14 protein-coding genes are annotated in these 13,673 nt (G+C 31.2%); all 14 read right to left on the reverse strand.

The window, feature by feature from the left end:
* Positions 1-172: 172 nt before the first annotated feature.
* Entirely contained in the window at positions 173-568 is a 396-nt protein-coding gene (locus BCB68_RS10240; protein WP_237048639.1) for a hypothetical protein, read from the reverse strand.
* Positions 569-611: 43 nt separating this feature from the next.
* Complete coding sequence (locus BCB68_RS10245) at positions 612-1,964, reverse strand: M18 family aminopeptidase (protein WP_094080685.1); 1,353 nt, start codon at positions 1,962-1,964, stop codon at positions 612-614.
* Between the two features lie 120 nt (positions 1,965-2,084).
* Positions 2,085-3,011 carry a DUF1385 domain-containing protein gene (locus tag BCB68_RS10250; RefSeq protein WP_094080686.1) on the reverse strand — a complete coding sequence of 309 codons (927 nt, stop codon included), beginning with the start codon at positions 3,009-3,011 and terminating at the stop codon, positions 2,085-2,087.
* A gap of 25 nt (positions 3,012-3,036) precedes the next feature.
* Positions 3,037-4,107, reverse strand: a complete 1,071-nt coding sequence (gene disA, locus BCB68_RS10255; RefSeq protein WP_237048640.1) for a DNA integrity scanning diadenylate cyclase DisA — start codon at positions 4,105-4,107, stop codon at positions 3,037-3,039.
* A 4-nt stretch (positions 4,108-4,111) separates the two neighbouring features.
* Positions 4,112-5,461: a DNA repair protein RadA gene (gene radA, locus BCB68_RS10260; RefSeq protein WP_172826488.1), complete on the reverse strand. Its 1,350-nt coding sequence runs from the start codon at positions 5,459-5,461 to the stop codon at positions 4,112-4,114.
* A gap of 75 nt (positions 5,462-5,536) precedes the next feature.
* Complete coding sequence (gene coaD / locus BCB68_RS10265) at positions 5,537-6,037, reverse strand: pantetheine-phosphate adenylyltransferase (protein WP_094080689.1); 501 nt, start codon at positions 6,035-6,037, stop codon at positions 5,537-5,539.
* A gap of 10 nt (positions 6,038-6,047) precedes the next feature.
* The gene (gene rnc, locus BCB68_RS10270) at positions 6,048-6,752 is read right to left on the reverse strand and encodes a ribonuclease III (RefSeq protein ID WP_442915274.1); all 705 of its coding nucleotides are present in this window, start codon (positions 6,750-6,752) and stop codon (positions 6,048-6,050) included.
* A gap of 63 nt (positions 6,753-6,815) precedes the next feature.
* Complete coding sequence (gene fabF, locus BCB68_RS10275; protein WP_094080691.1) at positions 6,816-8,051, reverse strand: beta-ketoacyl-ACP synthase II; 1,236 nt, start codon at positions 8,049-8,051, stop codon at positions 6,816-6,818.
* 142 nt (positions 8,052-8,193) lie between these two features.
* Positions 8,194-8,415: an acyl carrier protein gene (gene acpP, locus BCB68_RS10280; RefSeq protein WP_094080692.1), complete on the reverse strand. Its 222-nt coding sequence runs from the start codon at positions 8,413-8,415 to the stop codon at positions 8,194-8,196.
* 107 nt (positions 8,416-8,522) lie between these two features.
* On the reverse strand, positions 8,523-9,428 hold the full coding sequence (fabD, locus tag BCB68_RS10285) for an ACP S-malonyltransferase (RefSeq protein WP_094080693.1): 906 nt from the start codon (positions 9,426-9,428) through the stop codon (positions 8,523-8,525).
* 13 nt (positions 9,429-9,441) lie between these two features.
* A complete protein-coding gene (locus BCB68_RS10290) occupies positions 9,442-9,804 on the reverse strand; it encodes a hypothetical protein (protein ID WP_094080840.1) in 363 nt (120 codons plus the stop codon).
* Between the two features lie 28 nt (positions 9,805-9,832).
* Complete coding sequence (locus tag BCB68_RS10295; protein ID WP_094080694.1) at positions 9,833-10,810, reverse strand: beta-ketoacyl-ACP synthase III; 978 nt, start codon at positions 10,808-10,810, stop codon at positions 9,833-9,835.
* 227 nt (positions 10,811-11,037) lie between these two features.
* A complete protein-coding gene (locus tag BCB68_RS10300) occupies positions 11,038-12,342 on the reverse strand; it encodes a thymidine phosphorylase (RefSeq protein WP_094080695.1) in 1,305 nt (434 codons plus the stop codon).
* Positions 12,343-12,460: 118 nt separating this feature from the next.
* Positions 12,461-13,501 (reverse strand): BMP family lipoprotein, encoded by a 1,041-nt coding sequence (locus tag BCB68_RS10305; protein WP_094080696.1) that lies wholly within the window; start codon positions 13,499-13,501, stop codon positions 12,461-12,463.
* Positions 13,502-13,673: the final 172 nt, after the last annotated feature.

Genomic DNA, 13,673 nt, shown 5'->3' on the forward strand with positions numbered 1-13,673 from the left:
AATATATATTTTAGAGATTTATGAAAAAATTTTTACTTATCTAATAAAAGTCATAAAAATTCGGTGATAACGATATTCATAGGATAAAGGACTGTTTTATGAAACCGTCATGAAACAGTTCTTAAAAAAAATTATAGGCATCTCACTTTACTGTGAATTACCTATTTATTTTTTAAATATTATTCTTTTCTTTCGGAATCCCTATTCCATTTAAAAATAAATCTATTTCTTTTTCAAGATCCAATACATCCTCCCTCGCATAATGCTCATAATTATTTCCCAATTTTAGTGTTCTTAACACCACTTCCCCAAGATAACTTATTTCAAACATATACTCTTCTACAACTAATTTTGTTTTATTATTTATTTCATCATCGTAAAAATCTATAACCAATGTTACCGTAAAATCTGAAAGATCTTTTAAATCAACTTTCCTGTCATTAACAAAATAATGTAAAATGCTTTGTTTTATAATAAATTCCAAATCGCTTTCAATAAAATCTCGTGGCTTATCCATATTGTGTGCAATATAAACTAGCACTTTATCCAAAAATATCGTATCAATCAACTCCTAATTTTTATTTTAATTTTTTTATTTTCAAAATTTACTTTTATCCCTTTGAAAAAAATTCTTTTGCTAATTCTTTTAGAAAAAAAACATCATAAACTCCACATACTTCTCTTGCCGAATGCATAGCAAGCATAGGGACTCCAACATCCACTGAATCTATTCCCAAGTGAGTTGCAGAAATTGGACCAATTGTCGAGCCACCAGGTTCATTTGATTCATTTACAAAATTTTGAATTTTTATATCGGTTCCTTCGACCAATTGCTTAATCACAGAAATTGAATAGGCATCCGATGTATATCTCTGTTTTGCGCTTATTTTCACAGATAAACCTTCATTCATTTTTCCACGGTTTGTTGGATCTGTTTTGGAAATATGTGCGGGATGTGCAGCGTGTGCTGCATCAGCTGAAAGCATAAAAGAATTTTCAATCATTTGTAAAAATTCAATTCTATCAAGTCCCAATGTCAAAGCAATTCTCTCTAACGTATTTAACAAGTAATTGGAATCAGCTCCCTGTTTTGTTGCACTTCCAATTTCCTCATTATCAAATGCGACAAATACATTAATTCTATCCTCATTTTTACTGGCTTCAAAAAGTCCAAGCAGTCCCGTGTAAACTGAAGCCAAATTATCAATTTTAGGCGAAGAAATCATTTCTTCGTTTGCACCCAAAAGGCAACCTTTTTCCCAGCAATAAACATACAAGTCAAAATCAAGAATATCTTCTTTTCTCACATCAACATTTTCCAAAATCAATTTTGTGAGAAATTCTTCTTTTTCAAATTTTTCATTTATAAGAGAAAGCACTGGCAAGACATCGTTTTGTCTGTCTATTTTTACTCCATTATTAACTTCTCTATTCTGATGAATTGCTAAATTTGGTATTGTCATAACTGGCTTATCTATTTTCACTTTTATAGTTTTTGGTGCAAATATATTTTCTCCTTTTACAATAAGTCTTCCTGCAATAGATAGCGGTCTATCAAACCAAGTATTTAAAATTGGACCTCCATAAACTTCTGTATTTAATCTTAATATATTTTCTGTTATCATTTCAGGATTCGGCTTAATTTTAAAACAAGGCGAATCCGTATGTGCCGCAAATATTTTAAATCCTTTTTTTATATCAACGTTTTTTCCCACTGTAAATGCTATTATTGTAGAGCTTGACTTTTTAAAAAAATATTTTCCACCTTTTTTCAATTTCCATTTTTCTTGTGGCATAAGTCTTAAAAATTTATTTTCTTCTAAAATATCAGAACAATTTTTTACAACATGAAATGTACTTACGCTGTCATCAATAAATTCAATAACTTCTCTTCCAAAACTTTTTACTTCCATATCCAAAAATTTCTCTTGAATATTAACCAATTCTTTCGTATTATGTATCACCTGTATGTCCTCCCAATAAATAAATTTCTTAATACTTATATTATACCCCAAAAATCAAAAATTCCTAAAAATTTTTTTATTTAAAAAAAACAGGAATTTAGTTATTCCTGAATTTTTATCTTATTTTTTTTCCACAAATACTTCAGTCGCATTGTTAACTTCTTCTCCAAGTGACACTTTTAACGCAACAATTGCCACTTCAAGTTGACTTTCATCTGGCTCTCTGGTTGTAATTTTTTGCAGCCACATTCCAGGAATTGCTATCATTTTTGCAAAGATGTTATCTAAATGAAAACTTGACCATCTTTGGAACTCATATGAAATTCCTGCAACAAATGGCACAAAGAGTACTCTTGTAATCAATTTATAAAGCACCATAAATAGATGATTTCCCTTTGGCATTGGCAAAATAAAATCTACCAGCGAAAAAACTATTATACTTACAAGCATTACAAGAAGCAAAAAGCTTGTTCCACATCTTGGATGAAATCTTGTGCAAACTTTTGCATTTTTTGGCGTTAACTCTTTGTGTAATTCATAGTTCATTATACTTTTGTGCTCCGCCCCATGATATTCAAATACTCTTTTTATATCTTTTAAAAACGAGATCCCAAAAATATATCCCAAAAACAATAATAATTTTATAATAGCTTCTGTTAAATTTTGCATCACAATATTTGAAGGAAATAAAAATCCTCCGACTGCTGATGGCAACCACATAAATACTGCAATACTTACTAGGACTGATATTAAAATTGTAAAACCAATTTGTTTGTCGCTTAACTCCTCTTCTTCAAGTCCAGCTTGATTTGATGCGAATATAAGCTCACTTGTCCCTATAAACATTGCGTCATAAAGGGAAATAATTCCTCTTATGAATGGAATTTTTACCCATTTATTATTATTTTCTGTCAAAATTCTTTTTTTGTAGACAATACTTCCGTCCTGTTTTCTCACCGCTGTTGCAATTGCTTTAGGACCTCTCATCATGACACCTTCCACAACGGCTTGTCCACCCACTGTAACCCTATTTTCTTTTTGTTTCATTTATTTCTCACTTTCTTAAATTAATTTATTCCCTGTCCAAAGCAGTTTTATTTTTTATTCTTCTCAGAGCTTTACTAATATGAAGCGCTTTAAATTTACTTATGCCTTTTAGTTCTGTTACCTCTTGAACAGAAGCCGCCAAAATAGACTGTACTCCTGAAAATTCTTTTATCAAAGTTTCCTTATCCTTTTTAGTAATTTTTGAAATATTGTTTAATAGCCCGTATCCTCTTGGCTCAATCTTTTCATCTAAATTAATAACGTTAATGTCATATCCCAATAGATTTAAAATTTTTTCATCATCTAACAAATCTTCTTTTGTCAAATTTTTTACTTTATTTACAATTTTCTCAATTTTTACGCAACCTTTTTGATAATCTCTTATGAGTGCTTCAAAACTTTCATTTTTATTGAGCATAATTTCCTCATATTGAATTTTTATAAGCCTGCCTTCAGTCCCTAGCTCAGACATATATTCTTTTAGCTCTTCAGACATTCTAAAAAAAAGTCCATACATTCTAAAACATTCAATAACATCAAATAACATAACTGTATTATCATATTCCAAAATAGATAAATTAGTGCGAATTTTTTCAATGTTTACAGAATATTTTTCAAGTGCCGTTATCGCTTGGGAAGCTTTTGTAAATAAACCGCCTATATCATTTAACAAATATCTGAATTTCCCCAAATATACCGTTATTTTATTTCGTCTTTCAGAAACTGTTATTACCAGATTCCCTTTTTGCTGTGCTATTCTGTGTGCTGCCTGATGCCGTGTACCGCTTTCATCAGTCTCTATATTATAATTTGGCTGCAGCTGGATATTCGCACCATAAATTGTTTCAATATCTTCAGATAAAATTATTGCACCGTCCATTTTGGAAAGCTCGTAGACTCTTTGCGGAGAATACTCGGCATTTAATTCAAATCCACCACCCATAACATCTTTTAACTCTTCAGGATTTCCTAAAACAATCAAAGCTCCAAGTTTTGCTTCTTGGATTCTACCAACGGCTTCTCTTAATTTTGAACCCGGTGATATAATTTCAAATATATATTCTAATATTTTTTTTCTGTTTGTTAATTTTTTCATTATTTTATTTTATCCTTTCAACTAATTCACTTATATTACTGATGTAATTTAGTTTTATTTTTCTTTTGGATTTATTATTTTCTTCGTTTTCCAGCTCTTCTTTATGGCTTTTTGGCAAATAAACTCCTGTGAATCCTAACTTTTCAAGTTCCGTTATTCTATTCTTTATAAACGAAACCTTCCTCACTTCTCCTCTAAGCCCCAGCTCCCCAATTGCCGCTATTTTTTGACTAACAGGCTTTCCACTAATTGAAGACAATAGAGAAAAAACTACAGCCAAATCGGAACTTCTGTCACTTAAATTGATTCCGCCAGGAATATTAATATAAATATCCTTTGAATTTACATCTACCTTCAATGAACGTGATAAAACTGCACTTAAAATTTCAACTCTATTTTTGTCATATCCTTCCACAGTTCTTCGTGGCATTCCAAAATTTGGTGTTCCAAGTAGTGACTGCACTTCAAACAAAAACACTCTACTTCCTTCAAAAACTGGAACTATTATACTTCCGATATTTTTTTCATCTCTGTCACTTATAAAAAAATCTGACGGATTTTTTACTTCACTTATTCCATTTTCCTTTATATCAAAAATAGAAACTTCATTTGTTGACCCATATCTATTTTTTGTTGAACGAATTATTCTGTAATAGTTATTTTCTTCTCCTTCAATCTGCAATACGGCATCAACCATATGCTCCAAAAGTTTCGGTCCCGCCAATTTTCCATCTTTCGTTATATGTCCGACTATGTAAAAGGAAATCTCATTTTTTTTCGCAATTTCAATTATTTTTAACGTAGTTTCCCGAATTTGAGAAACACCTCCAGCAATAGAAGACAAATTTTGTGAATACATCGTCTGAATCGAATCAATTACAACAACTTTAGGTTTTTCCTTCAAAATAATACTTTCGATATTTTCAATTTTTGTGTCGCTCACAATGTACAAATTTTCACTTTTTACATTTACTCTGTCCGCTCTTTGCTTTATCTGACTTGCTGATTCTTCCCCAGAAACATAAAAAACTGCTCCCAATTTTGAATATTCCTGTGACAACTGAAGGAGTAGTGTCGACTTTCCAATTCCAGGACTTCCTGTTACGAGCACCACTTCTCCTTTTATCAGTCCCCCGCCTAAAACTCTGTCAAATTCCTCAAACGAAGTTCTCATTCTAAATTCTTTCTCTATTTCTATCTCTGAAATTTTACTTATGGAAATATCTTGAGATACTATATTTTTAGATGCTTTTAATTCCACTTCTTCTTCAAATGTTCCCCAGGAATTGCAATTTGGACATTTCCCTAGCCACTTTAGTGAACTGTAGCCACATTCTGAACATATAAATTTCATCTTTTCCTTTTTTACTGCCAAAACTCACACCCCCTTTTTTACACATTGAATATTGAACTAAATATTCTTACTTTTTTATTCACTCATTAATTCCACTTTTTCTATTATTTTTTCTTCCACTTCTTTTGTCACAAAATGGCTTAAATCTCCATTATTTTGTGCAACTTCTTTAACCAAACTGGAACTTAAATATAAATATTCTCTTGATGCAGTCAAAAATACCGTTTCATATTCACTTTTTGCAAGTGTCTTATTTGTCAGTGTAAACTGCAACTCATACTCATAATCTGACAATGCTCTAAGTCCACGAATTAGAATATCAACTTTTTCTTGACAAATAAAATCTACCAATAACCCATTGAAAATTTTAACTTCTGCTTCTATATTCTCTTTTTTTAAAGTTTCTTTTATCATCGCAACTTTTTCTTCATCAGAAAACCAGGATTTTGATTTTGAAGAATTTTTAAAAATTCCAATTACCACTTTGTCAAATAATTTTGAAGAACGTCTTATAATATCTAAATGACCTTTTGTTATTGGATCAAAGCTACCTGGATACAAAGCTTTTTTTTTCATAATTGTTCTCCTATTTTTTTAATTTACTCAATTTTTCAAGTGCCTGTTTTGCCGCATTTTTTTCTGCTTCTTTTTTACTCTTACCTACTCCAACACCAAAAACTTCGTCATTCCATTTCACACAAGTTTCAAAAATTTTATCATGATCAGGTCCTTTTGTTCCAATTAACACATATTCTGGCATTTTTTTATATTTTCCTTGAACAACTTCCTGTAAAATTGTTTTATGATCTCCTGTTCCTTCGATTTCTTCAAGATTGTCTATCTTATTAAGTAAAAATTTTAATGCGACTTCTTTAGCAGTATAATAGTCAGAATCCTTAAAAATTGCACCAATTAGCGCTTCAAACGCATCTCCTAAAATTGATTTTCTGTGTCTTCCACCAGACATAATTTCACCGTTACTTAAATATAAATATTCTCCCAATTCCATATCGGATGAAATTGACGAAAATACTGGTTCACTTATAATTTGACTTTTTAATTTGGCAAGTTCTCCTTCTGTTTTTCCTTCATATCTTTCGTAAATATATTCTGTCGTTATTAAATTCAGGACGGCATCTCCTAAAAATTCAAGTTTTTCATTGTTATAGCGCTTCGTCTTTTCGATTTCATTCGAGTATGACCTATGTATCAAAGCTTTCTCCAAATATTTTTTATTTTTAAACTCATAACCTATCTTCCTCATAAGTTCCTCTGAATCTTTTTGCATCATTCCACCTCCTTAACTTATTAATAGTCAAACTACAAAATAGCAGTTTGACTATAAATTTTAATATTATCCTTTATATTTTCTAAACGCAAGTACCGCATTATGTCCACCAAATCCAAGTGAACTTGACATTCCAACTTCAATATCTCTTTTTACAGCTTTATTTGGCACATAATCCAAATCACAAAGTGGATCAGGATTTTCGTAATTTATCGTAGGCGGCATTATTCCTCTATCAATAGCAAGTGCTAAAAATGCAGCTTCTATTCCACCTGCTCCCCCCAATAGATGTCCTGTCGCACCTTTTGTCGAACTTACTGAAAGTTTGTAAGCGTGTTCTCCAAATGCTGTTTTTATTGCTTGTGTTTCATTTTTATCGTTTGCCGGAGTTGAAGTTCCGTGTGCATTTATATATCCAACTTCTTCAGGTTTTATATTTCCTTGCTCCATTGCCATTTTAAAAGCTCTGGCTGCTCCTTCTCCACCGTCAGATGGCGCTGTCATATGATAAGCATCTCCTGTTTCTCCGTATCCCACAACTTCTGCATAAATCTTAGCTCCTCGTGCTTTTGCATGTTCCAACTCTTCCAAAATTAAAACTCCTGCTCCTTCTCCTAATACAAATCCATCTCTATCCGCAGTAAACGGTCTTGAAGCAGTTTTAGGGTCAGGATTAGTTGATAACGCTTTTAAGTTTGCAAATCCTGCAATTCCAGATGGTGTCACAGTAGCTTCAGTTCCTCCCGCAATCATCGCATCCGCTTTTCCTAATAGAATTGTCTGGAAAGCATCTCCAATTGAGTTTGTCCCTGACGCACAAGCTGTCACTACTGTTTTATTTGGTCCTTTTGCCCCTGTGTAAATTGACGTATTTCCAGACGCCATGTTTGCAATAGCTGCTGGAATATAAAATGGAGATACTCTTTTTGGTCCTCTTGTAACCAATTTTTCCACTTCTTGCTCTATCACATCAAGTCCACCAATTCCTGAACCAATAATTGTCCCAATTCTATCTGCGTTTTCTTCTGTAATTTCAAGTTTTGCATCTTCCAAAGCTTCTTTAGATGCCGCTATTGCAAATTGTGAAAATCTAGCAATTTTTTTCATTTCTTTTTTTTCAATAAACTTTTCTGCCTCAAAATCTTTCACTTCGGCTGCAATATGCACAGGATGATTTGAACTGTCAAATTGGGTAATTTTATCAATTCCACACTCCCCAGCTAATAAATTTTTCCAAGCTTTTTCTCTTCCAGTTCCCAATGGCGTTACTAATCCTATTCCCGTTATAACTACTCTTTTCATCAATACACCTCTCATTTTTATTATTATCAATTTTAGATTTATAATTTAATTATTATCTATTCTTTTACATTTTAACATTTTTTTTAAAATTTTTCAATAAAAAAAGGGGGGAACTCCCCCTTAAAAGTATAAGTCTAAGCAACTATTTAGATTCAATATATTCCATTACATCTTTAACTGTTTTAATTTTTTGTGCATCTTCATCAGGAATTTCTATATCAAATTCTTCTTCAAATGCCATAATCAATTCAACTGTATCTAGTGAATCAGCTCCCAAATCATCAACAAATGACGCATCTTCAGTAACTTGATCTTCGTCAACTCCTAACTGTTCAGCAACTATTGATTTAATTTTATCTAGCATTAAATGCCACCTCCGTTTTAATATTCTAAATTATTATACCAAAAGAATTTAAATTTTGCAACTATTTTAAGAACTTTTTTTAAAAATACTTAATTTTTTAGTACAAATTATAAACTTTCAATATTTTCTACATTTTCAATATTGACAACTTCTATTTCTTTATTAATTTTCTTAATAAGCCCGGCAAGGACTTTCCCAGGTCCGACTTCATAAATTTTTGTTACGCCGTTTTCACTAAGTTTGTTAATTGTATCAACCCATTTTACAGGACCAAATGTCTGATTATAAAGTTCATTTTTTATTTCATTAGATGAAGTCAGAATATTTGCCGTAGTATTAGCCACAATTGGTGTTTTTGCGTCATTCCAGCTATAATTTTCAAATTCTTTTTTCAAAATTTCGGCAACAGGCTTCATAAGCGACGAATGAAAAGGTCCTGACACCGCAAGAGGCAATGCTCTTCTAGCCCCTTTTTCCTTGAAAATTTCCAAACTTTTTTCAATCACATCTTTTTCTCCCGCAACAACTGTTTGTTTAGGCTCATTATAATTTACTGCTTCAATTACTCCATCAATATTATTACAAATATTTTCCACTTCATTTGAAGATAATCCTAAAATTGCAGCCATTGAACCCTCTATTTTAGCCTCGCTCATTATTTTCCCTCTCGCAGAAATCAATTTTAACGTATCAACTTCGTTCAAAAATCCAGCTGCATACAGCGAACTATATTCTCCCAAACTATGTCCTGCAACAAAATCTGGATTTATTCCTTTTTCTTTTAATAATTTTGTTAAAACTACTGAAAATAAAGCTATTGCTGGTTGTGCAAACTTTGTATCTTTTAATTCATCTTTTGTCCCTTCAAATATAACTTTTTTCACTTCTTCATTATTTTCAAAAACTCTGTCTATTATCTTTTTATTTTCACAGCTCACACTGTTATACAAAACTTCACCCATTTTTTCATACTGTGTTCCTTGACCAGGAAATACAAAAGCAATTTTTGACATATTTTCTCCTTAATTATTTGATTTCTTCTGCTTCTTCTATTTCTTCTTCATCATTTTTTTTAGATTTTGATTTTTTAGGAAATTTGTTAAATTTATTTTTGTCAACAGTTTCTTTTACACCAAGTCCTAAAATTACAAGTCCAGATATTAAAAGAAGTATCCAAAATGGTAAGTCTTCCCAAATTAATGATAAATAAGAATAAATTCCCACTCCTACAAAAATCCATCCAAGCACTTTTTTCTTAAACACAAAGTAAATTCCCAAAAGAATCAATATAACTTGATAATTAAAAACATATTTTTGAATTTCTTCAGGAATAAATTGAAGTAAACTCAATATTACTATTACTAATCCCCAAAATATTTTTGAGTTCATAATCATCACCCTTTCTAAAATAATTTTTTTATTTTGACCATTCAAATAAAATTGAACCGTAAGTAAGTCCTCCGCCGAATCCTGTTATTACAATTTTATCACCTTTTTTAAGTCTATTTTGCTTACTAGCTTCATCTATTGCAATCGGAATTGAAGCTCCCGAAGTATTTCCATATTTATTTAAATTTACAAAAAACTTATCTAACGGTTGCTTAAATCTCTTAGCAATTGACTCAATTATTCTTATATTTGCCTGATGTGGTATAAATAAATCTATATCGTCTGCTGTAATATTTTGTTGTTTTAAAACATCATCAACACTTTCAGGGAATACTTTTACCGCAAATTTAAAAATTTCTCTTCCATTCATTTGTAAATATGTCTCTTTATTTTCCAATGCCTCAACAGTTACAACTTTTCTAGAGCCTCCTGCAGGTACAATCAATTCACAGGCGCCAGAACCATCCGCAACCAAATGACTTGCACAAAATCCGCCAGTTTGCACTTCTCCTAATACAACAGCTCCTGAACCATCTCCAAACAAGATACAAGTCCCTCTGTCGCTCCAATCCATAACTCTTGACATAGTTTCAGCACCAATTACAAGAACTTTTTTATAAATCCCTGATTTTATAAAACTGTATCCTGTCGTAAATGCATAGACAAATCCTGTACACGCTGCACTTATATCAAAAGCTGCAGCTTTTATTCCCAATTTATCTTGAACTAACGCCGCTGTCGACGGCGTGAAATGATCTGGGGTCATTGTTGCAACGATAATCAAATCAATTTCATTTTTATCTATCCCGGCATCATTTATAGCTTTTTTTGCTGCGCAAAATGCCAAATCTGAAGTTGCTTCATTTTCAGAGGCTATTCTTCGCTCCTTGATACCTGTTCTTGTTGTGATCCATTCATCGTTAGTGTCAACTATCTTTGCTAAATCATCGTTTGTCAACACTTTTTCTGGAACATAAGAACCTGTCCCCAAAATTCCTATTCTCATTTTTTTCTCCTTCTATTAAATTTTATAAAACTTGTTATATTTCCCTCTTTATTTTTACAAATTTTAATATTTACACAATAAGTTTATCATAAATTTTAAAATTTTACAACACAATAAATTTTTTAAATATAAAAACTTTTATAAAAGTTTAATTACTTTTTTTAATTTTTTTAGGTCCAATATAACATTCAGTGCTTTAAGAATTTTAGGATACGTAACGAATAAAATTAATCAATGATTTCTATCACCACTTTTTGCCCGCTAACTTTTTCATTTTGTAACACATACGCATCTAAAAGCATTTCTTTTGAATTTTTTAAATTTTTTTCGTCATTATAATAAATTTCTGCCAATTTTTCTCCTTTTTCCACTTTATCACCAACTTTTTTAAAAATCTTTATTCCGACAGAATGATCAATTTTATCATATTTTGTAGCTCTTCCTGCACCAATTATCATCGCCGCTTTTCCAATTTCTTCAGCTTTTATTTTTGCGACATAGCCACTATTTTGGGAAAAAATTTCCAATTTTTCTTTTGCAACCGGTAAAATTGAATAATCATTGACTAAATTTTCATCGCCTCCGCTTTCAGCTATAAATTCTTTCAATTTTGAAAGTGCAAGACCGCTGTTTATCACTTCATCAATTTTCCTATATCCATCTTTTAATTCTTTTATTACACCTTTAGCTTTTAACGCAACTGCTGCAATTGTATAAACCACTTCTTTTACATCTTTTGCTCCATTTCCCTTCAATGTTTCTATCGCTTCAATTATTTCAATCGCATTTCCTACTGAATATCCAAGCGGTTCATCCATATTGCTCAAAACTGCTCTTACTTTTCTTTTAAATCCAATCCCAATTTCAATCATTCTTTTTGCCAATTCTCTTGCACGCTCAATATTTTTCATAAAAGCTCCGTCACCAACTTTCACATCAAGAATTATCACATCTGACTGAATCGCCAGCTTTTTACTCATTATACTGCTTGCAATTAATGGAATACTTGGAACTGTCGCTGTAACATCTCTTAACGAATACAATTTTTTGTCAAGTGGAACGATTTTATCGCTGTAGCCCATAAGCCCGATTCCAGTTTTACTTGCGATTTTTTCAACTTCTTCTTTTGAACTTGAAAATTTGAACCCTTTTATCGCTTCAAATTTATCAATCGTACCGCCAGTATGACCCAAACCTTTACCTGATAATTTAGTCGAAGCCAAACCAAGTGCTGCAAGTATTGGCGCTAATACAACGGTTACTTTATCTCCAACTCCACCTGTACTATGTTTGTCGACTAAAAATTTATTAATCTTTTCAAATTTTATAATTTCTCCTGAATCTCTCATTAAAGTTGTAAATTCCAAAAGTTCAGCTTTTGTCATATCATTAAAATATACCGCCATCAGAAATGCTGACATTTGATAATCTGGAACATTTCCTTTTAAATATTCACTCAATAAAAAATGAATCTCTTCTTTTGCAAGTTCTTCTTTTTCTCTTTTTTTCTCAATCAAATCCACTACTCTCATAATTTTTCCTTTCTATAAATTATCTAATTATTTAATTTTTAAAATAAAAAAATAAAGTTTTAAATTTTTAAAAAAAATAAGCGAGACCAAAAAGATCCCGCTTTTTTAACTTTTATAATTATATTTTTGGTTTTACAACAATTTTTCCACTTTTAATATCTTGTTTAATTTGTTCAAGTTTTTTAATATTTTCTTCACCAATTTTATCTTTGGTAAATTCAAAATTTGTTGTTCCAATTCCATCTTCTTTTATTCCATATGTCTGAACTTTTGCGGCAAACTTTCCATTTAAAGTTGTTTTAATTTCATCAAAAACTGCATTATCCACATATTTCATCATGGAAGTTAAAATATTTCCTGGATATAGACCGTCTTGATTTGAATCCACACCTATTCCATAAATATTTTTTTCTTTAACAGCTTGAAATACTCCAAGCCCACTTGCTCCAGCTGCGTGATAAACTACATCTGCACCTTGTTGAATCAAAGTTTCAGTTTTAGCTTTTGCCGAAGCTTGATCGTTAAATGCTGATGTTCCACCAATTGTAACTGGTATAACTTTAATATCAGGTTTTACATATCTTGCACCTTGCGCATACCCTGCAAAAAATTTTGCTATCAAATCTGAATTATCAGCACCCACAAATCCTATAGTTCCTGTTTTATCCATCATTGCAGCCAAAGCTCCTACTAAAAATGAACCTTCTTCTTCTTTAAACGTAATCGAAGCTACGTTAGGTTTGCCATTAACTACACTATCAATAATTGCAAATTTTTGCTCTGGAAATGCATCAGCTACTGCAGTTACTGCATCTTGCATTGTATATCCAACTGCAATTATCAAGTCATATTGTCCTTCTTCCGCAAATCTTGTAAGTGCATCCTTTGCTTCTGAATTTGGATCTTTTGGCTCATACTCACTATAAGTTATACCCAATTCTTTTTTAGCCTTTTCAAGTCCTCTAAAAGTTGAATCATTAAAAGATTTATCGCCTTTTCCACCAGTTGAATAAACAACTGCCACACTTTTGTTGGAATTTGTCGAATCAGTTGAAGTTTTTCCATCTTTTACCTGATCCGCTGTTGCAGGTTTATTTCCACATGCAACAATAAACATCAATGCGAGAATCACACTAAAAATCGTCAAAATTCTTTTCATTTTTTCCTCCTAAATTTACTTCATAATAATACTATTATTATACCTTATTTTTCTCTGTTTTTAAATAACTTTTTTTGTTTTTTTAGTTAAAAAATAATTAAAAAAATAATAATAAAATCAAAATATTCTGAACAAATAATTTTTTTTAATAAAAAAACTATCTCTTTAGATT

Source organism: Leptotrichia sp. oral taxon 498, from assembly GCF_002240055.1.
In the GTDB taxonomy this organism is placed as follows: domain Bacteria; phylum Fusobacteriota; class Fusobacteriia; order Fusobacteriales; family Leptotrichiaceae; genus Leptotrichia; species Leptotrichia rugosa.

Coding starts and splice junctions, on each gene's coding strand:
- BCB68_RS10250 (WP_094080686.1), bottom strand. CDS start 3,011: ATGAAACAAAAAGAAAATAGGGTTACAGTGGGTGGACAAGCCGTTGTG.
- disA (WP_237048640.1), bottom strand. CDS start 4,107: ATGAAAAAATTAACAAACAGAAAAAAAATATTAGAATATATATTTGAA.
- radA (WP_172826488.1), bottom strand. CDS start 5,461: ATGAAATTTATATGTTCAGAATGTGGCTACAGTTCACTAAAGTGGCTA.
- coaD (WP_094080689.1), bottom strand. CDS start 6,037: ATGAAAAAAAAAGCTTTGTATCCAGGTAGCTTTGATCCAATAACAAAA.
- rnc (WP_442915274.1), bottom strand. CDS start 6,752: ATGATGCAAAAAGATTCAGAGGAACTTATGAGGAAGATAGGTTATGAG.
- fabF (WP_094080691.1), bottom strand. CDS start 8,051: ATGAAAAGAGTAGTTATAACGGGAATAGGATTAGTAACGCCATTGGGA.
- acpP (WP_094080692.1), bottom strand. CDS start 8,415: ATGCTAGATAAAATTAAATCAATAGTTGCTGAACAGTTAGGAGTTGAC.
- fabD (WP_094080693.1), bottom strand. CDS start 9,428: ATGTCAAAAATTGCTTTTGTATTTCCTGGTCAAGGAACACAGTATGAA.
- BCB68_RS10290 (WP_094080840.1), bottom strand. CDS start 9,804: ATGAACTCAAAAATATTTTGGGGATTAGTAATAGTAATATTGAGTTTA.
- BCB68_RS10295 (WP_094080694.1), bottom strand. CDS start 10,810: ATGAGAATAGGAATTTTGGGGACAGGTTCTTATGTTCCAGAAAAAGTG.
- BCB68_RS10300 (WP_094080695.1), bottom strand. CDS start 12,342: ATGAGAGTAGTGGATTTGATTGAGAAAAAAAGAGAAAAAGAAGAACTT.
- BCB68_RS10305 (WP_094080696.1), bottom strand. CDS start 13,501: ATGAAAAGAATTTTGACGATTTTTAGTGTGATTCTCGCATTGATGTTT.